General features: G+C 40.1%; 23 protein-coding genes. 20 read left to right on the top strand and 3 right to left on the bottom strand.

The features are described from left to right. Nucleotides 1–55: 55 nt before the first annotated feature. The 10 genes from ESB04_RS03660 to ESB04_RS03615 all read left to right on the top strand — a co-directional run bounded on the left by ESB04_RS03660 (nt 56) and on the right by ESB04_RS03615 (nt 10,516). On the top strand, nt 56–1,084 hold the full coding sequence (locus tag ESB04_RS03660) for a DHH family phosphoesterase (RefSeq protein WP_129026367.1): 1,029 nt from the start codon (nt 56–58) through the stop codon (nt 1,082–1,084). A gap of 51 nt (nt 1,085–1,135) precedes the next feature. After that, nucleotides 1,136–1,999, top strand: a complete 864-nt coding sequence (locus ESB04_RS03655; RefSeq protein WP_129026366.1) for an FKBP-type peptidyl-prolyl cis-trans isomerase — start codon at nt 1,136–1,138, stop codon at nt 1,997–1,999. 98 nt (nt 2,000–2,097) lie between these two features. After that, nucleotides 2,098–2,967: an FKBP-type peptidyl-prolyl cis-trans isomerase gene (locus ESB04_RS03650; RefSeq protein ID WP_129026365.1), complete on the top strand. Its 870-nt coding sequence runs from the start codon at nt 2,098–2,100 to the stop codon at nt 2,965–2,967. A gap of 5 nt (nt 2,968–2,972) precedes the next feature. Beyond that, nucleotides 2,973–3,869 (top strand): FKBP-type peptidyl-prolyl cis-trans isomerase, encoded by an 897-nt coding sequence (locus ESB04_RS03645; RefSeq protein ID WP_129026364.1) that lies wholly within the window; start codon nt 2,973–2,975, stop codon nt 3,867–3,869. Nucleotides 3,870–3,873: 4 nt separating this feature from the next. Continuing rightward, on the top strand, nt 3,874–4,476 hold the full coding sequence (gene rdgB / locus ESB04_RS03640; RefSeq protein WP_129026363.1) for an RdgB/HAM1 family non-canonical purine NTP pyrophosphatase: 603 nt from the start codon (nt 3,874–3,876) through the stop codon (nt 4,474–4,476). 74 nt (nt 4,477–4,550) lie between these two features. Further along, complete coding sequence (locus ESB04_RS03635) at nt 4,551–7,073, top strand: DUF5686 and carboxypeptidase-like regulatory domain-containing protein (RefSeq protein WP_129026362.1); 2,523 nt, start codon at nt 4,551–4,553, stop codon at nt 7,071–7,073. Between the two features lie 134 nt (nt 7,074–7,207). Beyond that, nucleotides 7,208–7,852 carry a glycerol-3-phosphate 1-O-acyltransferase PlsY gene (plsY, locus tag ESB04_RS03630; protein WP_129026361.1) on the top strand — a complete coding sequence of 215 codons (645 nt, stop codon included), beginning with the start codon at nt 7,208–7,210 and terminating at the stop codon, nt 7,850–7,852. Nucleotides 7,853–7,904: 52 nt separating this feature from the next. Further along, a complete protein-coding gene (locus tag ESB04_RS03625) occupies nt 7,905–9,278 on the top strand; it encodes a dipeptidase (protein WP_129026360.1) in 1,374 nt (457 codons plus the stop codon). Next, nucleotides 9,278–10,108 (top strand): N-acetylmuramic acid 6-phosphate etherase, encoded by an 831-nt coding sequence (gene murQ / locus ESB04_RS03620; protein WP_129026359.1) that lies wholly within the window; start codon nt 9,278–9,280, stop codon nt 10,106–10,108. Before ESB04_RS03625 ends, murQ begins: the two co-directional genes overlap by 1 nt. Before the next feature lie 81 nt (nt 10,109–10,189). Next, nucleotides 10,190–10,516: a c-type cytochrome gene (locus tag ESB04_RS03615; RefSeq protein ID WP_129026358.1), complete on the top strand. Its 327-nt coding sequence runs from the start codon at nt 10,190–10,192 to the stop codon at nt 10,514–10,516. Between the two features lie 55 nt (nt 10,517–10,571). On the opposite strand, the gene ESB04_RS03610 is transcribed toward ESB04_RS03615, so the two are convergent. After that, complete coding sequence (locus ESB04_RS03610) at nt 10,572–11,081, bottom strand: DUF5606 family protein (RefSeq protein WP_164969585.1); 510 nt, start codon at nt 11,079–11,081, stop codon at nt 10,572–10,574. 29 nt (nt 11,082–11,110) lie between these two features. Continuing rightward, the gene (gene yihA / locus ESB04_RS03605) at nt 11,111–11,728 is read right to left on the bottom strand and encodes a ribosome biogenesis GTP-binding protein YihA/YsxC (protein WP_129026357.1); all 618 of its coding nucleotides are present in this window, start codon (nt 11,726–11,728) and stop codon (nt 11,111–11,113) included. 250 nt (nt 11,729–11,978) lie between these two features. Between yihA and hemE the strand changes: the two genes are divergently transcribed. Beyond that, on the top strand, nt 11,979–13,010 hold the full coding sequence (gene hemE / locus ESB04_RS03600) for a uroporphyrinogen decarboxylase (protein ID WP_129026356.1): 1,032 nt from the start codon (nt 11,979–11,981) through the stop codon (nt 13,008–13,010). A 149-nt stretch (nt 13,011–13,159) separates the two neighbouring features. On the opposite strand, the gene guaB is transcribed toward hemE, so the two are convergent. Next, the gene (guaB, locus tag ESB04_RS03595) at nt 13,160–14,629 is read right to left on the bottom strand and encodes an IMP dehydrogenase (protein ID WP_129026355.1); all 1,470 of its coding nucleotides are present in this window, start codon (nt 14,627–14,629) and stop codon (nt 13,160–13,162) included. Nucleotides 14,630–14,728: 99 nt separating this feature from the next. Here guaB and ESB04_RS03590 point away from each other — a divergent pair, with 99 nt between their 5' ends. The 9 genes from ESB04_RS03590 (at nt 14,729) to nuoF (ending at nt 22,734) form a co-directional block, all read left to right on the top strand. Beyond that, nucleotides 14,729–15,730, top strand: a complete 1,002-nt coding sequence (locus ESB04_RS03590) for an FAD:protein FMN transferase (protein WP_129026354.1) — start codon at nt 14,729–14,731, stop codon at nt 15,728–15,730. Between the two features lie 13 nt (nt 15,731–15,743). After that, complete coding sequence (locus ESB04_RS03585; RefSeq protein ID WP_129026353.1) at nt 15,744–16,706, top strand: formylglycine-generating enzyme family protein; 963 nt, start codon at nt 15,744–15,746, stop codon at nt 16,704–16,706. A 26-nt stretch (nt 16,707–16,732) separates the two neighbouring features. Further along, nucleotides 16,733–18,082, top strand: coding sequence for a Gfo/Idh/MocA family protein (locus ESB04_RS03580; protein ID WP_129026352.1), 1,350 nt, complete (start codon nt 16,733–16,735; stop codon nt 18,080–18,082). Between the two features lie 65 nt (nt 18,083–18,147). After that, nucleotides 18,148–18,516 carry an NADH-quinone oxidoreductase subunit A gene (locus ESB04_RS03575; protein ID WP_129026351.1) on the top strand — a complete coding sequence of 123 codons (369 nt, stop codon included), beginning with the start codon at nt 18,148–18,150 and terminating at the stop codon, nt 18,514–18,516. A 48-nt stretch (nt 18,517–18,564) separates the two neighbouring features. Beyond that, the gene (locus ESB04_RS03570) at nt 18,565–19,113 is read left to right on the top strand and encodes an NADH-quinone oxidoreductase subunit B (RefSeq protein ID WP_129026350.1); all 549 of its coding nucleotides are present in this window, start codon (nt 18,565–18,567) and stop codon (nt 19,111–19,113) included. A gap of 9 nt (nt 19,114–19,122) precedes the next feature. Beyond that, nucleotides 19,123–19,632, top strand: coding sequence for an NADH-quinone oxidoreductase subunit C (locus tag ESB04_RS03565; protein WP_129026349.1), 510 nt, complete (start codon nt 19,123–19,125; stop codon nt 19,630–19,632). Between the two features lie 21 nt (nt 19,633–19,653). After that, complete coding sequence (locus ESB04_RS03560; RefSeq protein ID WP_129026348.1) at nt 19,654–20,889, top strand: NADH-quinone oxidoreductase subunit D; 1,236 nt, start codon at nt 19,654–19,656, stop codon at nt 20,887–20,889. Between the two features lie 3 nt (nt 20,890–20,892). Further along, a complete protein-coding gene (locus ESB04_RS03555; RefSeq protein ID WP_129026347.1) occupies nt 20,893–21,387 on the top strand; it encodes an NADH-quinone oxidoreductase subunit NuoE family protein in 495 nt (164 codons plus the stop codon). A gap of 6 nt (nt 21,388–21,393) precedes the next feature. Further along, a complete protein-coding gene (gene nuoF / locus ESB04_RS03550; protein ID WP_129026346.1) occupies nt 21,394–22,734 on the top strand; it encodes an NADH-quinone oxidoreductase subunit NuoF in 1,341 nt (446 codons plus the stop codon). Nucleotide 22,735 lies beyond the last annotated feature (1 nt).

Raw genomic sequence — 22,735 nt, 5'->3', positions numbered from 1 at the left:
AATTTATCTTTAACTTTGCGAACGCCCAAATTTATTATGGCGCATTATCTATTTTATGTCCTCCATTTCGGCGCTTCGAGCGCAATTACGTCCCGGTACCAAGGTAGTCATTACGACTCACTTCAATCCTGATTCCGATGCCATTGGTTCTTCTTTAGCTTGGCAAAATTATTTACTACAGCTAGGTTTAGAGGTTCGGGTAGTTGTTCCTTCAGCTGTAGCTGCTAATTTGCAATGGATGGACGGAGCGGATCAGATTCTCAATTTTGAAGATACCGTACATAAAATAGCCATTGAAAGCCTGTTACAAGACGCTGAATTTGTCTTTTGCTTGGACTTTTCCGGTTTACAGCGATTGCATGGATTAAGTCATAGGGTCACAATTGCGCCCGGGAAAAAGGTGGTCATTGACCATCATTTGAATCCAGAAGATTTTGCGGACTATTATTACCATCGAACAACTGCCGCATCTACTTGTGAATTAATATACGATCTAATTCAGGAGTGGGGGGATGATGAAAAAATTAATTTGGAGATGGGTGCATGTTTATATTCAGGCATCATGACAGATACAGGTTCATTTAGACATCCCAATACCACGGCTCATGTTCATGAGGTGGTGGCTCGTTTGATTCAGAAAGGAGTCAATACCAATGCCATTCACCGCCGTATATTTGATTCAGCACATATTGATCGTTTGCGTTTTCTGGGTCACGTTTTGGCAAATCGAATGGAATATCTTCCAGAATACCATTTGACCTTAATGTGGATTACTGAAGAGGATCAAAAACAATTTAACTCCCAAGCAGGTGACACTGAAGGCATCGTCAATTATGGTTTGCAAATTGCAGGTTCCATCTGGTCAATATTGTTAATACAGCGTCCGGATGGAATCAAGTTGTCATTTCGTTCCATTGAACCTTTCGCGGTCAACGAGTTCGCTTCTCAATATTTTGAGGGAGGAGGACATAAAAATGCCTCCGGTGGTCGATTTTCTCCAAGCTCTTTGGATGGAGCGAAGGAAAAATTGCAAGAAGTGTTACCTTTGTACCTTTCCGAAATAAATCGAGTAAAAAATTTATAAAGAATTAACCTAAAACAACCCTTAACAGACTTCGGTCTCAACAAATCAATCATGCGTAAACAACTCATTGGTCTTTTATCTGCAGTCGTATTTTTGTCTGCATGTAATCAAAACAAAGTCGAGGTAATCGATGGCGTAAAAATTCAATTTCACAGTCATGATGACAAAGCCAAAAAATTAAAAGATGGCGACATCATTACATTTGGACTTGTAATCAAAAATTCAACTGATTCTGTATTACAGGATACATATAAAGAAGGAAAACCAGGTAAAGGAATGATTCAGGCCCCTAATAATGCCCCTGGTTCATTTAAAGGTACTTTTGAGAATGGTTTACGTTTGTTGGCTTTAGGTGATAGTGCTACTATTTTGGTGCCCATTGATAGCTTAACCAAGAATATTCAGGCTCCACTTCCTCCGTTCTTGAAACCAGGCACTGACTTGAAATATACAGTTAAAGTGTTGAAGGTTCAGTCTCGTGCTGAGTTTGAAAAAGAAATGGAAAAAGAAGCAGCAGCAAACAAGCAAGCCGCGGCGGGTAAATTGGCACAAGAGCCTAAAGTGTTGGCGGATTATGTTGCTAAATCAGGTAAGTCTTTCCAAAAAACGGCCTCAGGCTTATTGTATTCAATTGTTAAACCTGGTTCTGGTGCTGCTCCAAAAATGGGAGAAACCTGGGTAGTAAACTACCGGGGTACATTTGTGGATGGTAAGGAGTTCGACAAGGGAAGTAGTGCAGAAATGCCATTAGGTCAAATGATTCCAGGTTTTAATGAGGCGTTAACCTTATTGAAGCAAGGAGGAAAAGGTGTATTTGTAATTCCATCTGCTCTAGGTTATGGTGATCAAGAGCGTGGTCCAATACCTGCTAATACGGTATTGGTATTTGAAGTAGAATTATTAAGTAAAAAATAATACAAGGGGATGCAAATCCCCTACTTGTTTTCATACTTTACTCCCCTTTTATTCGTTTAGGAGGGGATTTGTTGGTATGAAGTAGTGAATTTAAATACATGAAGGTGAATCGAATGTTGGTTAGAATAAGTGCTTTTTTTGTTTTGGCATTGGGTTTGGGTGCTTGTTTAAGCAATGTAGAATTGGTCGATGAAATTCGAGCCAAGGAGAATCAAGCGCAAATAGCTGCTTATTTTTCTAAGCAAGGACAAAGTCCTACTGCTATGGAAAATGGAGCTTATTTTTTTGTTACCAAGAGCAATCCCTCCGGGGAATTGGCTACCAAGGGTGATACGCTTTCTGTGCATTATGAATTTGCAAATCTAATTACAGGCCAAATTTTAGATAGTACGGATCGTAAAGCGAATAGTCCTTTTACCTACCGATATGGTTTTACCAATCCGGTATTTAGTCAATTAATGGCCTACCTAAGAGAAGGAGAGCAGGCGGTACTGGCATTGCCCGGTACAGCTCAGGAATTTCCGGGTTTACCTGCTTACACGCCTATGAAAGTGAGTATTAAATCTTACAAAGTGCGTTCTCAAGAGGATAATATCAAAGAATTTATTGCAGCTAAAAAATACCAGGTTACTGAGACTACAGAAGATGGACTTCGTTTCATCCAATTGGTTAAGGGTACTGGTGATTTGCCTGCCACAGGAAAGGTGGTTAAAGTGAAATATACAGGCCGTTATTTAAATGGTTTTGCTTTCGACGGAAATATGTTGAAAACGGATAGCTTATCTGTGACCATCGGAGGTTCACAAACCGTCAAGGGTTTTCAGAAAGGAATAGAGAAAATGCGTTTGGGTGAAAAGGCCGTATTAGTATTTCCTTCTTCCTTGGGTTACGGACAGGCGGGTTCTGGATCTATTCCTGGGTATACCCCCTTGGTGTTTGAAGTCTATTTAGCCAAAATTAACGAGTAGTGAATATGTATAAAAGTACCCTTAGCCTTGGTTTTTTCATTATTATCTCCCTCCTAACATTTTCTAGCTGTAATTTCAATGCGATTGATCAACAAGTAGAAAACAACGAGAAGGATATTCAAAAGTACATTGCAGATAATAAATTAAATGTACAAAAGTCCCCAGAGGGAATGTACTATTCCATATTATCCCAAGGAACGTCGGGGAAGCAAGCCAATTATACCGACTTAGTGAAGTTTCATTATGTCATGACCTTGCTGAACGGTTCAAAGGTAGATTCTACTTCCCGAATCTTAAATCAGCCTCGCGGTTACGTGACAGGTAGTTTTGAAAGTATTTTCACATTGCCACTTCGTTACATGAAGGAAGGGGATAAGGGTGTATTTATTTTACCTTCAGGTTTGGCTTTTGGTGGTAGTTCCTATGGTAATGGGTTAATTCCTGCCTATGCAGTGATTAAAATTGATATTGAATTGATTTCTATTCAATCTGAAAATCAGGTAATTGAGGAGATGAAAAAAACCTATAATGTCAATAATCCCGAGGTGACCAGTACAGGTTTGATATTTCAGAAAACTATTTCTAATCCAACCGGGACAGCTTTAGTTCCTGCAAAATCCTATTTAGTCAACTATACAGGAAGATTAGGGTTTAGTTCCTTGAAGTTAGATGCAGCAGGGAAAGTAATATATGATCCCATCTTTGATTCCCGGACGGGAGCCTCTTTATTAGTGGGAGCTGGTCAATTAATTCCAGGATTTGATGAGGGAATTATGAAATTGAAAACGGGAGAGAAGGCCATCATTATTATTCCTTCCAAGCTTGGATATGGTGCGAATAATCAAGGTTCTATTCCTGCGAATTCTCCTTTATGTTTTGAAATAGAAGTACCTATCCAATAGCCTCATGTTACCAGTTTTGTACCTTGCGACTCAAAATCCACATAAGGTGGAGGAAATTGCACATATGTTGAAAGGAAGGTTCGAGGTTAAAACGGTAGCCGATTTAGGATTGAAGGAGGAAATCCCAGAAACGGGAAATACATTAGCACAGAATTCTTTACAAAAGGCTCAGTTCATTGCGGAAAAGTATCAGGTCAATTGTTTAGCGGATGATTCAGGTTTAGAGGTGGAGGCTTTGGGGGGAGCCCCTGGGGTTTATTCAGCAAGATATGCAGGAGAACCCAAAAATGATTTGAATAATCTGAATTTATTACTTCAAAATTTAGAGGGTATTACCCATCGCAAGGCCAGGTTTGTGACGGTGTTAACTTACCATTCTCAAGGAGAGTATTTTCAGTTTGAGGGAGAAATTTTCGGTGAAATTACCTATAACGCTAAAGGTATCTCAGGATTTGGATATGATCCCATATTTCGGCCTGAAGGAGAAGAGTATAGAACCTTTGCCGAAATGTCCTTGCAAGAAAAAAATCAGATAGCCCATCGGGCAAGAGCGCTAGAAAAATTTAAGGTTTTTGTCGACCAACATTCAAAATCTCGCGACAATTAGTAGTATTGTTCCAATCAATCAGTATTTTTGTTGGAATTTATGGAAAGCTTTTAACCTTGTTCAATTGTAGATTAATGAATTGGAGTAGTCGTGTTTTTTGGGCACTACTGATTCTTTTGTTGGGAGTGAATTGTGCTGAGGCTCAATTTGTTATCAAGGGAAGAGTAACCGATGCTTCGAATGGAGATCCTGTTCCATTTGCCTCGGTAGGATTGGTGGGTGTCAACCTTGGTACTACGACCAATTTTCAAGGAGAGTATACTTTTCATTCCAAAGTCTTGACGGATTCTTTATTTGTTTCTTTTGTGGGATACAAAAAGCGTGTCAAATTCATTGATAAAAAAAAGGCAAGTCAGGAGGTTGATTTTCAATTAGAACCAGCTCAGAGATCATTACAAGAAGTAATAGTGTATTCAGGGGAAAATCCTGCTTTCAAAATATTGAGGCAGGTGGTCAAGCAAAGGGATAACAATGATCGGAATAAACTGACAGCATATGAATATGATTCATATACCAAAATGGAGCTGGATGTAGATAATATTTCCGATAAGCTGAGGAATACCAAAATCATGAAGGAGATAGAATCCTCCATTAAAAAATTTGAAAAGGAAGCGGGAGAGGATGGAAAACCCGTTATTCCTACCTACATTTCTGAATCCATCAGCAAGTTTTATTACCGGGAGTCTCCCAAAAGGAAAAAAGAAAAAATACTTAAAACTAATATCAAGGGAGTTGGGGTGCAAGATGGTGGTTTTATCTCACAATTGGTAGGAGGAAATTTAGTGGCCAACTATAATTTCTATCAGAATTATGTGCCATTCTTTGGCAAGGATTTTGCTAGTCCTATTGGAGATAATTGGAAGGGTAATTACAAATACTTCTTGGGAGATACAGTAAATGTCGATGGGCATATTTGTTATCAATTAGATTTTGATCCTAAAAACCCTCAAGACCTAGTATTTACAGGTCAAATGTGGATTGATACGACCAGTTTTGCTTTGGTTCAAATTGATGCAGTCATCGACAAGCAAGCCAACCTGAACTTTATTGATAAGATTAAAATTTCTCAAGAATTGGAGCAAGTGGCAGATGGAGCTTGGTTACCTGCTAAAACGAGATTTTTAATTGACATTGAGGAGTTGACTAAAGGCTCTGCGGGAATGTTGTTAAAAATGTACATATCCAATAAGGATTTCGTCATTAATCAGCCTAAGCCATTAGAATTTTATGATTTGACCTCAGAAGTGGCTGAGGATGCCAAAGAACCAGATCCTGAGTTTTGGAAACATGCACGTTATGAACCACTGAGTCGGCAAGATTTAACGGCCTTTGCCCTAATTGATTCGGTGAAAAATCTACCGATTGTTCGTACTTATGTAGAAATCGCGGAAATTGCTCTAAGTGGCTACAAGAAGTTTAATGATATTGAAGTGGGGCCTTATTTGAGTTCTTTTGCGGTTAATAGGTTGGAAGGAGCCCGTTTTAGATTAGGTTTTAGAACAAATTCTAATTTTGATAAGCATTGGATATTACGTGGTAATGTGGGATTCGGAACGAAGGATTTAGTACCTAAATATTCCATGGAGGTCAATTATCTTTTTTCCAAAGCTAAATGGACTGTAGCAGGAATTCGACATTCCTATGATATTGAACGTGTAGGTTTGACTCCAGAATTAATTGGTGACAACCGTTTATTTTATGCCTTTACTCGTTGGGGAGCCTTTTCAGGGGCATTTTTCAGGAGAGAAAGTGAGGCCTTTTTTAGTACAGAGGTCACGAAGGGTCTAAGTTTTACCGGCCAAATAAATACGCGGTCCTTTGATCCATTGTTTAGATTTCAATACCGTCTAAATCCAGAGTTAGGGAACGCCTCTCCTGTACAAGATTATTATCAGGAATCATTTGTCACCTTAGAGGCTAGATTTGCCAAAGGAGAAACCTTTATTATGAATGGAAATGAGCGCATTACGCTTTCCACCAAGCGTATCCCGGTCGTAACATTTAGATATCAACGCGGTTTCAAAGGATTTTTAGGGGGTGATTTTGACTATGAGCGATTTACTTTAAAAGCTTATCAAACCTTCCGATTGGGAACTTTTGGTCGATCGGATTATACGCTGTCCATGGGTTATACACCTTCTAATCTACCAGCACCTTTATTGTTCCCTCATTTAGGAAATGAAACCTTGTTTTTTGTTAGAAGTGCCTTTTCAACTATGAATTACTTTGAGTTCGTGAGTGATCAATTTGTTTCCTTGCAATACAATCACAACTTTGAAGGCTTGTTATTTAATCGTTTGCCTTTGATTAAAAAGTTGAAATGGAGGTTTATAGCCAGCGGAAATTTATTGTGGGGTAGTCAGCGTAAAGAAAACCGGGATATCATGAAGGATGTCAATAATCCATTAAAGTCTAAGTTCTTGGACATGTATTCATTTGACTCGCTTAATCCCAATGTCCCTTATGCAGAAGTTGGATATGGAATAGATAATATATTTAAGTTATTTAGGATTCAAGCCTTCCATCGTTTGACGTATATGGACCATGGTTCCCCTAAGGCTTATAGATTGATGGCTTCAGTTAATTTCTCATTTTAAGCATTTTTAGTATATATCGAAGATAAAAATTTAAACATTTCAAGAATGTTTTTCATGTTCTTGATTTTGGACCTTTGCCCTCCTATATTTGGACATTGTGCTCTCCTTTTGCTATGGTGACTTTCAATATAATTATGATTATTATTCTCATTGGGCTTTGTCTTTTGAGCTATATTCTTGGCTCAATACCTACCGCTATTTGGTATGGTGAAGCCTATCATGGGGTGGATATTCGTACTTTGGGAAGTGGGAATGCAGGAGCGACCAATACATTTCGTGTCTTGGGTAAAAAGGCTGGTAGCATCGTTTTATTTGTGGATGCCTTTAAGGGCTTTTTAGCTACCTCTTTATCTACATTTTTGTTTTATCTACACCTTATAGATTGGCAGACTTGTGTTTCCTTGAAAATCTTATTCGGAATGTTGGCGGTTTTAGGACATTTATTACCCATTTTTTGTGATTTCAAAGGTGGAAAAGGAGTGGCCACTTTAATGGGTATGGTGCTGGCATTACATCCAGAGGCAGCTTTAGTGAGTATTGCAGTATTTTTATTGGTATTTTATATTTCCAATTATGTTTCTTTGGGTTCCATGGTGGCCTCATTGGTTTTTCCATTTTTGATGGTCTTTAAGGTATTTGGTGACGAGTTTCCTATCTTGATTTATTTTGGCTTTATCGTAGCGGGGTTAGTCATTTTTACCCACCGTAAAAACTTGATCCGAATTCTGCAAGGAACGGAAAATCGCATGTATCTAATCCCACGAAAGAAACAATCCTAAGGCCTTTTTTTCTATCTTTGTGTGTGGATGATTTTCCCATTCACCACTTCATATGAAAAAAACACAAGCTTATATTCAAGCAAATCAGCCAAGATTTTTAGAAGAATTATTTGACTTATTACGGATACCTTCCATATCTGCAGACCCTAAATATGCAGGGGATGTACGAAGGGCTGCCGAGTTCATAGCGCAAAATTTACGTCAGTCAGGTGCAGACAATGTCCGCTTGGAAGAAACGGCAGGTTTTCCAGTTGTATATGGAGAAAAAATAGTAGATCCAACTGCTCCGACTGTGTTGGTATATGGACATTATGATGTACAGCCAGCAGATCCTTTGGAACTTTGGGATAGCCCGCCATTTGAACCTGTTATCAAAGATGGAATTATCTATGCACGTGGTTCATGTGATGATAAGGGGCAGATATTTATGCACATCAAAGCTTTTGAAGCCATGTTGGCGACTGATTCCTTGCCATGTAACATCAAGTTTATGATTGAAGGAGAAGAAGAAATTGGCTCCAATCATTTGGCCATTTTCGTGGCCAATAACAAAGAATTATTGCAAGCAGATGTAATCTTGATTTCCGATACGGCTATCATTGCCAATGATATTCCTTCCATTGATGTAGGATTGAGAGGGTTAAGTTATTTGGAAGTGACCGTACAAGGTCCTAACCGCGATTTGCATTCAGGAGTATATGGTGGGGCTGTTGCCAATCCAATCAACATCCTTTGTGAGATGATAGCCTCTTTACATGATGAATTTAATCGAATTACCATACCTGGTTTTTATGAGGCTGTGCAAGAGCTAAGCGCTTCAGATCGCGCAGCTATGGCCCAAACACCTTTTGATTTAGATATGTATCAAAAAGACTTGGGTATCGCTTCGGTTCATGGAGAGAAAGGTTATTCCACCCTGGAGAGAGCAAGTATTCGACCAACTTTGGATGTCAATGGAATTTGGGGAGGTTATATTGGAGAAGGTGCTAAAACGGTGTTGCCATCTTTGGCACATGCCAAAATCTCCATGCGTTTGGTGCCTAATCAGCAATCAGAAAAAATTACTCAATTATTTACAGATCATTTTAAATCCATAGCACCGAAAGGCGTAAAAGTGACGGTGACTCCACATCATGGTGGAGAGGCCTACGTGATGCCTACCGATTCGGTGGCCTATCAGGCGGCTGCTAAGGCTATGGCAGAGACATTTGGAATAGAGCCAGTACCTACACGTGGAGGAGGAAGTATTCCTGTGCCAACCGTATTTGAAAAGGAATTAGGCATCAAATCAGTATTAATGGGATTTGGATTGGATTCAGATGCCATACATTCGCCCAATGAACATTTTGGTTTGTTCAATTTTTACAAGGGAATTGAAACCATACCTCATTTTTTTAAGCATTTTTACGCCCTTTCTGGAAAATAATGGCAGAGAATTTAAGTAAACTGGCAACTGAATCTGACTCCAAATACCTGGATTTGGATAAGCAATCGATCGATACGCTTCTTAGGCAAATCAATGCTGAAGATAAGACGGTGCCCTTTGCCGTAGAAAAGGTGATTCCACAAATCGAAAAAGTAGTGGAGCAAGTGGTCCTAAGAATGAAAAAAGGAGGACGTTTATTTTACATTGGAGCAGGAACGAGCGGTCGATTGGGAATCGTAGATGCTTCAGAATGCCCACCAACATACGGAGTACCTCACGATTGGGTGATAGGTTTAATTGCTGGCGGAGATAGTGCTATTCGAAAGGCAGTTGAAAATGCTGAAGATGATGAGAAACAAGCCTGGATTGATTTGAAAGCCTATGATATCGACGAGAATGATGCCTTGATTGGGATTGCGGCTTCTGGAAGAACACCTTATGTCATTGGAGGTTTGAGGGATGCCAATGCGCATGGAGTTTTGACCGCTTGCATTGTATGTAATGAGGGAAGTGCTGTGTCTAAAGTAGCTCAATATCCCATTGAGGTGGTAGTAGGGCCAGAATATGTAACGGGGAGTACTAGGATGAAATCAGGTACGGCGCAAAAATTGGTGTTGAACATGATTTCAACCACCGTGATGATTCAACTGGGCAGAGTAAGAGGAAATAAAATGGTAGATATGGCGTTAAGTAACCACAAATTGGTTCTCAGGGCCATTCGAATGGTGAAAGAAGCTACGGGTGTATCGGAGGAAAAAGCATCTGAATTATTGGATTTACATGGAAGCGTAAGGGCAGCTGTGGATGCTTTTCATGCTTCAATGAAATAAAAAGGGAGAAATATGCGTAAAAGCATATAGAGAATAACGTTTAAATCCCTTATTTTGTAAATATTTAAACACTCAATCAAAATGAAAAAAATATCAAAATTTATTTTGGCTGTTACATTGGGAACATTTGCTTTCGGCTTTCAAGCTAATGCCGAGGACTTTCCTGCTGATATTAAGCCATTAATGCAAAAATATACTTGCTTTGCTTGCCATAAGGTAGATGCCCGATTAGTGGGACCTGCTTACACAGAAGTTGCGAAGAAGAAGTATAGTAACGCGAAAATTGTAGAATTAATTGCAAATCCAAAACCAGAGAATTGGCCAGGATATCCACCGATGATGGCCTTGAAAAACGTGCCAAAGGCAGATGCCATGAAGATAGCTGCTTGGATTAACTCCTTGAAATAAGCATAAAAAAACCCGAACTTGTTCGGGTTTTTATTGAATATAATAGCAAAGCGACTTATTTAGTCGCTTTTGTTTTTTTAGGTGCTTTATTTGTCTGTCCTTCTGCCGCTTCTTTCGTGGCTTTTACCTTTTTACTTGGTTTTTCTTCTTTAGTTTCTGGTGCAGGAAATAATTCAGGAGTATGATTAACAAGAATTAAATACCAAGAAAGAATTTTTTTGACATCAGATGCATACACACGATCTGAATCATAATTGGGAACTATACTTACCAAAAAGCCAAATAATTCTGGATCACTGGCTTTTTTAGGTTCAATGCTCAAGGTTCCTTGGCATACAGCATGGATTTTTTGGAATAATTCACCCAAAGGTAAAGTGCTGTCCTGATGGTCATCTAAATACAAGGAGATATCTTTCAATACCGAGATGCGGGTTTGGCCACTTACCACAGATTTTTGCTTAAGAGCGTCTAAAGTTTCCACAATCACACCTGTTCGAGTAGGTTTTAACACTCTAAATAATCCGCTTTTGCCTGAGATATGGGCAATTTCATTTAATAATTCCATGATTGATGTTTAATTCGGTCGCAAAAATATTAAGATTTCCTTGATTTATAGGGAGAAGCGTCAATTAATTCCTGAATACTTTCCAAGATTTCCTCTCTGCCCAGATGTTTTTCTGCAGAGGTGATAAACATCCGTGGGAGTGCTTCCCAGGTTTGCAATAAATGCTCTTGGTAGTGTTTGAAATTTTCCTCTACCTGCTTTTGAGATAGCTTATCGGCTTTCGTAAATACGATGTAAAAAGGGATTTGTTCCTCTGCCATTCGCTCCATAAAGGCAATATCCACGGGCTGAGGCTTTAGACGTAAATCTACCAAAAGGAAAAGACAGGTTAAGCTTTTTCGATGGATTAAATAATCCAGGATCATTTTTTCAAATTCTTTCCTTTTTTCCTTACTTACTTGGGCATATCCGTAACCTGGTAAATCCACCAAATACCAATTGTTATTAATTAAAAAGTGATTAATTAACTGCGTTTTACCGGGAGTTTGTGAAGTCTTGGCTAATTTTTTATGCAGTGTAATGGAGTTGATCAAGGATGATTTACCCACATTTGAACGTCCAATGAAGGCAAATTCGGGATATTTGTCGGGCGGACATTTTAGGTAATCGGTATTACTGGTGAGGAATTGAGCACTAATTACTTGCATAAGGGAAACCAATTAAAGAATGCAAAGATACGAGGATAATGGTTATTAGTGTTTAATGATTAAGTGTTAGTCTTTAGATTTCTAAAATTTGGTTTATCGTTGAATATACGTAATCCATTAAATTTTTAAAAACTTTTAAGTTATCACCTACTACTTATCACTGGCAATTAAATCCTAATTACTAAACACTAATAACTATTCTCTAATCATTTGGCATTTCTTGACTACCTTTGTAGTCTTGAAAAAGCATATGGAAGTATTACAAAATGATCGTTTAATTAGGGCAGCTCAAGGATTGCCGGTAGATAGAATTCCAGTTTGGGTAATGCGACAAGCAGGTAGGATTTTGCCTGAGTACCGAGAGGTGAGAGCCAAAGCTGGTTCTTTTATCGGATTGGCCACCCATCCTGAGTGGGCAGCGGAAGTGACCATTCAGCCAGTGAAACGTTTCGATGTGGATGCAGCTATTATTTTTTCCGATATTTTGGTTGTTCCTGAAGCCATGGGTTTACCTTATTTGATGGAAGAACAAAAAGGACCCGTTTTTCCACAGGTAGTTCGTAATCAGGCTGATGTGGATGCCCTAAAAATGGCAGAACCTGAGGAGGATTTGGCTTATGTGTTAGATGCCATTAAATTTGTTAAACGCGATTTAGCAGGAAAAATACCTTTGATAGGATTTGCAGGAGCTCCCTTTACCATATTTTGCTACATGGTAGAAGGCAAAGGTTCTAAAACCTTTTCTCAAGCCAAGAAAATGCTCTATGCTGAACCAGCATTAGCTCATGCATTATTACAAAAAATAACCGATTCTACCATTGCCTATTTAAAAGCGCAAGTAGCTGTGGGGGCTAATTTAGTTCAAGTTTTTGATTCTTGGGCGGGAATTTTGTCTCCTGCCCAGTACAGCGTATTTTCTACTCCTTATTTAAAGCAAATTTGCGACGCATTAACTGAAGTTCCTGTGACTTTATTTGCCAAAGGAGCCTTTTTTGCTCGGCAAGAAATGGCTCAGTTAAACTGTGCAAGTATAGGATTGGATTGGAATATGGATATTGCTGAATCGAGGAGATTGGTGGGACCAAACAAGACTCTTCAAGGAAATTTAGATCCTTGTGCATTATATGGAGATTTTAAAACAGTAGAAGAGGAAACCAAAAAGATGATTCAGCAATTTGGCACGCAGCGGTATATTGCTAATCTAGGTCATGGGGTTTATCCAGATATTCACCCTGACAAGGTGAAATGTTTTGTGGATACGGTACACAATTATCCAGTTTAAAATTTTTTAAACTCTTCAAAATAAAAAAGCTCTGAATTAATTCAGAGCTTTTTTAATATCACTATTCTGGACAATATGTCCAAATTTAAAATCGTTTTTGCAACGCTGTTAAGGTTTTAAACCTTGACAGCGTTAAGACAAAAGCCAAATTATTTAGCGCTGTAATTTGGTGCTTCTTTAGAAATGCTCACATCGTGTGGATGGCTTTCTTTTACACCGGCAGAGGTAATTTTTACAAATTTCGCTTGTTGCATCTCTTCTATGGTGCTCGCGCCGCAGTAACCCATTCCAGCTTTAAGACCTCCCACCATTTGGTATAAGATTTCTGTCACGGAACCTTTAAAAGGTACTCTTCCTACAATCCCTTCTGGTACCAATTTCTTTATATCATCCTCCGCATCTTGGAAATAACGGTCTTTGGAACCATCTTCCATGGCTTCCAATGAGCCCATACCACGGTAAGATTTAAATTTACGACCTTCCAAGATAATCATTTCACCCGGTGCTTCATCCGTACCCGCTAATAAAGAGCCAATCATCACAGTACTAGCACCACCAGCAATGGCTTTCGCGATATCACCCGAGAAACGGATACCTCCGTCAGCGATTAGAGGAATCTGATAAGGCTCTAGAGCTTTGGCCGCTTCGTAAACTGCCGTTAATTGTGGCATTCCCACCCCAGCAATGATTCTTGTAGTACAAATACTTCCAGGTCCAACCCCCACCTTCACGGCATCTGCCCCTGCTTCTGCCAATGCCTTTGCCGCCTCACCTGTAGCGATATTACCTACAATTACATCTAAACTTGGATAAGAAGCTTTGACAGATTTTAAAGCATCAATTACTCCTTTGGAGTGGCCATGAGCCGTATCAATACTAATAACATCCACCCCAACTTGTACTAATGCCTGCACTCGATCCAACAAATCAGGAGTAACTCCCACGGCTGCACCTACGCGAAGGCGTCCTAAAGAATCCTTGGATGCTAATGGATGGCTTTTACGCTTTAAAATGTCTTTATATGTAATTAAACCAATTAATTTTCCCTTCTTATCGATGATAGGTAATTTCTCGATTTTATGTTCTTGCAAAATGCTTTCAGCCGCTTCCATCCCAATTCCCTCATTAGCCGTGATCAAATTGACCTTGGTCATAATCTCATGAACTGGCTTACTTGTTTCTTTTTGGAAACGCAAATCACGGTTAGTTAGAATTCCTACTAATAAGCCTTGATTGTCAACCACCGGAATGCCTCCAATTTTGAATTCTTTCATGATGCGTTGCGCATCACCTAAGGTTTGTGTATCGTGTAAAGTGATAGGATCAATGATCATTCCTGATTCTGAACGTTTCACTTTACGTACCTGAGCGGCTTGCTCAGAGATACTCATATTTTTATGGATGATTCCAATTCCTCCCTCTTGTGCTAAGGCGATAGCTAAATCCGCTTCTGTTACGGTATCCATCGCGGCAGAAACAATGGGGATATTTAAACTGATGTTTTTGGTCAGTTTAGTTTGAGTTTTTACCTCACGGGGTAGAACTTCTGAATAGGCAGGAAGCAACAGTACGTCGTCGTAGGTGAGTGCTTCAAAAAGGAATTTGGATGAATCAAGCATGGCAAATATGTTGAACGGGAATTGGATTTATCGGATGAAGGCGAACCATACCCTTATTTGCCAGACAAATTTACAACATTTTTTTGTAATATTTGAAAGATGAACAAAAAAACCCTATACCTATTCATTGCTTGCTTATTACCTAGCTTTTTACTTCCCGGTCAATGGGACAAATACCGATTTGAAACGGCAAGAATGGGGTCTCCATTTAGAATCATCATTTCTACACAGGATTCCACGGGATTAACCCATGTGGTACATGAAGCCCTGCTTTTAGCCGAGAATTTGGAAAATCAATTAAGTGATTATCGTTTGGAATCCGATGTAAGTAAAGTAAATCAACTAGCGGGAACAGGTCAATTTCATCCCATCAAGGAGCCATTTAAAGCCATTTTAAATGAATCTTTGTTGGCATATCAATATAGTCATGGAGACCTTAATGTATTTCTAGGAAAGCTGGTGGCTGCTTGGCGAAAAGCCAGAAAAACCCAGGTGTTACCAGACCAAAAGCAAATGCAGAATTGGCTTGAAGAATTGAAAAGTCCTTGCCTTGAATTCAACAAAGATAGTTCGGGTATTCGTTTGAAGCAGACTGCCTGTCAATTGGATTTTGGATCCATAGGTAAAGGTTTTGTAGCCCAGCGCGTATTGGATTATTTAGTGAAGAAATCATTCCCCTATGCCTTAGTGGATGCTGGAGGAAAAATTTGTGCTACACAAGTAAATCCAGCAGGAGAGGCATGGAAGGTTGGTTTGGAGTTACCTAATAGTCGGAATGTATCTTCTGATTATTTAGAAATCAAAAATCAATCGATTGCCAGTTCTGGAAAGACCTACCAACAGGTGAATATTGGAGGCAAGATATATTCGCATGTTATTGACCCCAAAACCGGTTTAGGCTTGGAACATGCTCGTTCGGCTACTGCAATTGCGGCTCATGGAGCTAGGGCAGATTGGGTGGCTACTGCTGCCACCATCATGGAGATTAGTGAACTAAAATTATTATTACAATCACTGCCTGAAGTAAAGTTACTGGTCTGGGAATACCAAAATGACCAATTGGAAATATTACTGAATCATGGTATCTTGATAACCGATTAGAATTAATTTAAGAATGAATAGAAAATTACGTGTTTTAACGCTTGTCTTGTCCGTGGGTTTTAGTCAAGTGGGGATAGGGCAGGCATTAAAATCCTACCGACAAGTTATTCCCAACTCAAACGTCGCATTTGACATGCAGGCGATTCCAGCAGGGAATTTTGTATTAGGTAGTCCTAGCATTGAACCAGGAAGAAATTCGGATGAGGGGCCGCAACAAAAACTAAGCATGGAAGCTTTTTGGATAGGAAAAACAGAAGTGACTTACGATGAATATCAATTGTTTTTTGAAGAGGACCGTGATCCGGCTCCCAAACCAGCCAAAGAAGGTCCAGATGCAGTTACTAGGCCTAGTCCTCCCTATATTGATTTTACCTTGGGCATGGGGAAAGTAGGAGGATATCCTGCGAATTCCATGCAGCATTTTGCTGCGCTTATGTATTGCAAGTGGTTATATGCCAAAACGAAAATATTCTATCGATTGCCTACGGAGGCCGAGTGGGAATATGCATGTAGGGCAGGAGGTAAAGGGGCATATTCTTCCTTGAAGGAAAATGAAAAATTAGAGGAATATGCTTGGATAGCCACCAATTCAGGAGATAAATACCATCTGGTGGCACAGAAAAAGCCTAATGCTTGGGGACTGTATGATATGTTGGGAAACGTACATGAGTGGGTATTGGACCATTATGAGCCTGCTTATTCTAATCAAAAACAATCCCATACAGCTATTTTTAAAGACAAATATGCAGATGCTGTGGTACGTGGAGGGAGTTATCGGGATGAAGCCAAAATGGCTAGAAGTGCTAGTCGGTTGGCAGCTGATCCGGTTTGGAATCGTAGAGATCCCCAGGAACCTAAAAGTAAGTGGTGGAATGCTGATGCCCCTTTTGTAGGTTTTCGAATCATGCGTCCTGCCAAACAACCCAGTCCAGAGGAGGTTCGAGCCTTTTTTGACAAGTATTTAAAAGATTATTAACAACCTTTCAATCATACCTAAATAACATGAAAAATTCGCGTAGAGAATTCATCGTACAATCTAGCTTAGGAGCAGGGGCCCTCATGGCCGCGCCTTTGTTGTCAGAAGCTAAGTCCAGCGTTAGTTTTAGTCAGAGTAATGTGGGCGATACTCTAAAAGTGGCATTGATCGGCTGTGGAGGCCGTGGAACTGGGGCTATCATCCAAGCACTCAGTACTAAAGAAAATATTCAGTTGGTAGCCATGGCAGATGCATTCAAAGATCGTCTAGATGATTGTTACAAAAGTGTAATGAATTCTCGTGCCAAAGATGTATCAGCAAAAGCAATCCCGGTAAATCAGAAAGTTAATGTACCGGAGGACCACAAATTCGTGGGGTTTGATGGATATAAACAAGCGATGGCTTTAGCAGATGTAGTGATTTTAACTACCCCTCCAGGATTCCGTCCATACCACTTTGAAGAAGCAGTGCGCCAAGGCAAGCAAATTTTTATGGAAAAACCTGTGGCGACAGATCCAGCAGGTATTCAGCGGGTTTTGGCAGCCGCAAAAATTGCTAAGGAGAAAAAATTAAACGTAGTGGTAGGATTGCAGCGCCATTACCAAAATTCCTACCGAGATATCATGAAACGAGTTCAGGATGGTCAGATTGGGGATGTAGTTTCAGCGTCTTGTTGGTGGAACAATGATGGTGTTTGGGTAAAGCCGAGAAAAGAGGGACAGACAGAAATGGAGTACCAAATGAGAAACTGGTATTATTTCAATTGGATTTGTGGGGATCATATTACGGAGCAACATATTCACAATATAGATGTAATCAACTGGGCTAAAAATGGCTATCCAGTGAGAGCTCGCGGAACAGGAGGTAGAGAAGTGAGAAAGGGTAAAGATTATGGTGAAATCTTTGATCACCACATCGTAGAATTTGAATATGCGGATGGGACCATCTTAAATAGTCAATGTCGCCATATTCCGGGAACCTGGACCAAAGTAGATGAGCATTTAGTGGGAACGAAAGGAAGAGTTCTATTTGATTCGGCTAAAATCTTGGATTTGAAGGGAAATGTCAATTATGCTTTTGATAAAAAGACGAAGGAGAATAATCCCTATCAAACAGAGCACGATGAATTGTGGGCGGCAGTAGCCGCGGGGGAATACAAATTTGCCGATGCGGAAAATGGGGCATATTCTACCATGACTTCTATTTTAGGAAGAATGGCTACTTACTCTGGACAGATCATCGAATGGGATAAGGCGCTTAATTCTGGAATCAATATTGCACCTAGCAGATTTGCTTGGGATGCCGATATGCCATTGAAGCCAGATGCGAATGGTTTGTACCCAGTAGCTGTGCCAGGAAAAACCAAGTATTTTTAATAAAATAATCTTCGAAATTAGATTTTAGTGAGTAAATTGCCGCTTCAAATTTAGCGACGTATAAAATGAACTATCAACCTCAAGATTTTTTACCGATTTTCGTTCAATTAGCGGCGGCATTGGCTTTTATCGTGTTGGTCATGATTCTTACTCACACCTTAGGTCCCAAGCGTCATTCAGCTAAAAAAGACGATTCATTTGAATGTGGTATTGAATCCATTGGAGATGCTCGTACACCGATTTCGGTGAAGTATTTCTTAGTGGCCATTTTGTTTGTTTTGTTTGATTTGGAGATTGTATTTATGTACCCTTGGGCGGTTAATTTTAAGCAATTGGCATGGAATGGATTTTATGAAATGATCGTATTCATGGGCTTATTATTAGTTGGATTTATCTACGTAATTAAAAAAGGTATTTTAACCTGGGAAAAATAAACTTTTGGCTGATTGCTTGGTTTATTTTGATTAGAAAAGAAGATGTATATGAGTGACGCAAAAATTAATATCGTAGAAGCGCCGGCAGGATTGGAGGGACAGGGATTTTTTGCTACCAGTTTAGATTCATTAGTAGGTATGGCTAGAGCTAATTCGCTCTGGCCATTGCCTTTTGCTACCTCTTGCTGTGGAATCGAATTCATGTCGACGATGGCCTCACATTATGATATTGGTCGTTTTGGTGCTGAGAGATTAAGCTTTTCAGCTCGTCAGGCGGATGTTTTAATGGTGATGGGAACCATTGCGAAGAAAATGGCGCCCGTAGTTAAACAGGTTTACTTACAAATGGCTGAACCTCGTTGGGTTTTATCAGTAGGTGCATGTGCTTGTTCTGGGGGTATTTTTGATACTTATTCGGTATTACAAGGTATAGACCGTGTTATTCCGGTTGATGTGTATGTACCAGGTTGCCCACCACGTCCAGAGCAAATTTTGGATGGTTTTATGCAAATCCAAGAACTAGCCAAAAATGAATCAATTCGTCGTAGGAACCAACCTGAATACAAAGCCTTGTTGGAATCTTATGGCATTGAATAAGTAAATTGTATGGAAAACGTGAGTAATCAACAAATTATAGATGCCTTACAAGGGCAATTCGGCGAAGAATCCATTTATGGTATCGCTGAGTCCCATGGTATTTTACAGGTGACAACAGAAGTGGAGCACATCGTTCCGATGCTTCATTTTCTATACCAACATCCGGTATTGAAGTTCCAGTTTTTAACTGATTTGGCAGGGATTCATTTTCCAGAAGCTAAAGGTCAGGAATTGGGCGTGATATACCATTTGCATAGCCTGGAAAATAATGTTCGCCTTTGGATCAAGATCTATGTTCCTATCGAGAATCCAGTGGTTCCAACCGTTACGGGTTTATATGCTACTGCCAATTGGATGGAGCGGGAAGCCTTTGATTTCTATGGAATTATTTTTGAGGGTCATCCTAATTTGATACGTATTTTGAATGTGGAGGACATGGATTATCATCCTATGAGAAAAGAATATCCATTGGAAGATGCCACCCGTCACGATAAAATAGATGAATTATTTGGTAGATAATCTACCCTCAACCAGCGAAACATGTCTGAAGTAGCATTAGTAAATAATCCCAACGTAGGTTTAGATAAGACTCCGAAAAGCGGGCCTTATGTGAACGAGTTGACTACCCTCAACTTAGGACCTACCCACCCAGCCACGCATGGTATTTTTCAAAACATCTTGACGATGGATGGGGAGACCATTGTAGATGCCGAACAAACGGTTGGATACATTCACCGGGCATTTGAAAAGATAGCTGAACGCCGTCCTTTTTATCAAATAACTACCTTGACGGACCGAATGAATTATTGTTCAGCCCCTATCAACAATATGGGTTGGCACATGACGGTAGAAAAATTATTAGGCATAGAAGTGCCAAAGCGTGCTCAATACATTCGTGTAATCATGATGGAGATGGCTCGTATTGCGGATCACATCATCTGTAATTCCATTCTTGCGGTTGATACAGGAGCTTTAACTGGATTCTTGTATGTGTACCAATGGAGGGAGTTTATCTATGAGATTTACGAAGAGTTGTGTGGCGCTCGATTAACCACGAATATGGGGCGTTTTGGAGGAATGGAGCGGGATTTGAGCCCAGTGGCAATTGAAAAAATTAAGAAATTATTAGCTGAATTACCAGCGGCATTGAAAGAATTTGAAAGCATGGTGGTGCGTAACCGTATCTTCATGGATAGAACTCAAAACGTGGGAGCTATCTCAGCTGAACGAGCTTTGAACTATGGTTTCACTGGTCCAAATTTGCGGGCAACCGGTGTGGATTACGATGTTCGTTCCTTGAATCCATATTCTTCTTATGAGGATTTTGACTTTGAGATTCCGGTGGGAACTAAAGGTGATACCTATGATCGCTTTTTAGTGCGTGAAGAGGAAATGTGGCAGAGTTTACGCATCATACAGCAGGCGATGGATAACTTACCAGAAGGTTCGTACCACGCCGATGCTCCACATTATTACTTGCCTCCAAAGCAAGAAGTTTACCGAAACATGGAAGCTTTAATTTACCATTTCAAGATTGTGATGGGAGAAATTGATGCGCCAGTGGGTGAAGTTTATCATTCGGTAGAAGGGGGTAATGGAGAATTAGGATTCTATCTGGTTTCAGATGGTGGCCGTACGCCTTATCGTTTGAAATTCCGCAGACCAGGATATATTTATTACCAAGCATTCCCAGAGATGATTAAAGGTTCTACCTTATCCGATGCCATTGTGACAATGTCATCGATGAATGTGATTGCAGGAGAGTTAGATACATAATACATGGAAGGTAAGAATAACATAGTTTTCCCAGCAGAAACGCTGGAATTAGTGAAGAAAATCATCGCTCGTTACCCAGAAGGGAAACAGAAGTCGGCCTTATTGCCTATCCTTCATTTGGCCCAAGCTGAGTGGAAATGGTGCAGTCCTGAGGTGATGGATTATGTAGCCACATTGTTGTCCATTAAGCCTGTGGAAGTATATGAAGTGGCTAGCTTTTATACCATGTTCCATTTGGAGCCGGTGGGTGAGCACGTCATTGAGTATTGTAGAACAGGCCCTTGTTGTTTGATGGGAGGGGTTGAAGTGTACGATCATTTGAAAAAGCGTCTAGGCGTTGAAACGGGTGGAACTACGGCTGACGGGAAATTTACCGTGAAAGAAGTAGAATGTTTGGCGGCTTGTGGCTGGGGACCTGTGTTTCAGATTCGTGAGAAGTTTTATATGCACTTGACGAAAGAGAAGGTAGATCAAATCATAGATGAATTAGGAAAATAAGCGAGGATGAAGATATTAACCGAACATATTGAGGTACCTGGAATTGAGACGATTGACGTTTATCGTAAGCATGGTGGGTACCAAGCGGTAGAAAAAGCTTTGAAAAAAATGACACCCGATGAGGTCACTGAAGAAGTGAAAAAATCTGGTTTACGTGGACGAGGAGGAGCTGGTTTCCCGGTGGGCATGAAATGGTCATTTTTGGCTAAACCTGAGGGAGTACCCCGCTATTTGGTTTGTAACGCCGATGAATCAGAGCCAGGAACATTTAAGGATCATTATTTGATGTGGAAATCCCCACATACTTTGATCGAGGGAATGATCGTTTCCAGTTATGCTTTAGGGGCAAATACTTCTTATATCTACGTACGTGGAGAGTTGATGTATGTGATTTATATCCTAGAAAAAGCTATTCAAGAGGCCTACGATAAGGGTTTATTAGGTAAAAATATTTTAGGATCTGGATATGATTTAGATCTATATGTGCAATCAGGAGGTGGAGCCTATATCTGTGGAGAAGAAACTGCCTTGCTAGAGTCATTGGAAGGAAAGCGTGGTAATCCTCGAAACAAACCTCCATTTCCAGCAGTGAAAGGTTTATGGCAATGCCCTACAGTGGTTAATAACGTTGAGTCTATTTCAGCTACTTCATGGATTGTGAATAATGGAGGTGATGCTTATGCTCAAATAGGGGTAGGTAGAAGTACAGGTACGAAATTAATTTCGGCTTCTGGACATATCCGTAAGCCAGGGGTTTATGAAATTCCATTAGGTATAACAGTAGAAGATTTCATTTATTCGGATGAATGGTGTGGCGGTATTCGCGATGGTCATAAATTAAAAGCCGTGGTGGCTGGAGGTTCATCCGTGCCTATCCTACCTGCTGAATTGATATTAACCACCGCAGCCGGAGAAAAGCGTTTAATGACCTATGAGTCTTTGTCAGATGGTGGTTTTGCTACCGGAACCATGTTAGGTTCAGGAGGTTTTATTGTGATGGATGAGACGACCTGTATCGTACATAATACCCTGACTTTTGCTCGTTTTTATCATCATGAATCCTGTGGTCAATGCTCTCCTTGTCGGGAAGGTACAGGCTGGATGGACAAAGTGATCAAGCGCATTGAAATGGGTCAAGGGCGTAAGGAAGACATTGATTTATTGGTGGATGTGGCTAAAAAGATCGAGGGGAATACCATTTGCCCACTTGGTGACGCAGCAGCTTGGCCAGTGGCGGCGGCTATTCGTCATTTTAGAGATGAGTTTGAATGGCATATTGAACATCCGGAATTAGCAACTCAACCTGGCGCTGTGTACATGCGTCCTGGGGCCAGCTGGTCCAATTAAG

The sequence above is a fragment of the Aquirufa rosea genome, assembly GCF_004118285.1.
GTDB lineage: Bacteria > Bacteroidota > Bacteroidia > Cytophagales > Spirosomataceae > Aquirufa > Aquirufa rosea.
This window is presented reverse-complemented; position numbering and strand designations above follow the sequence as displayed.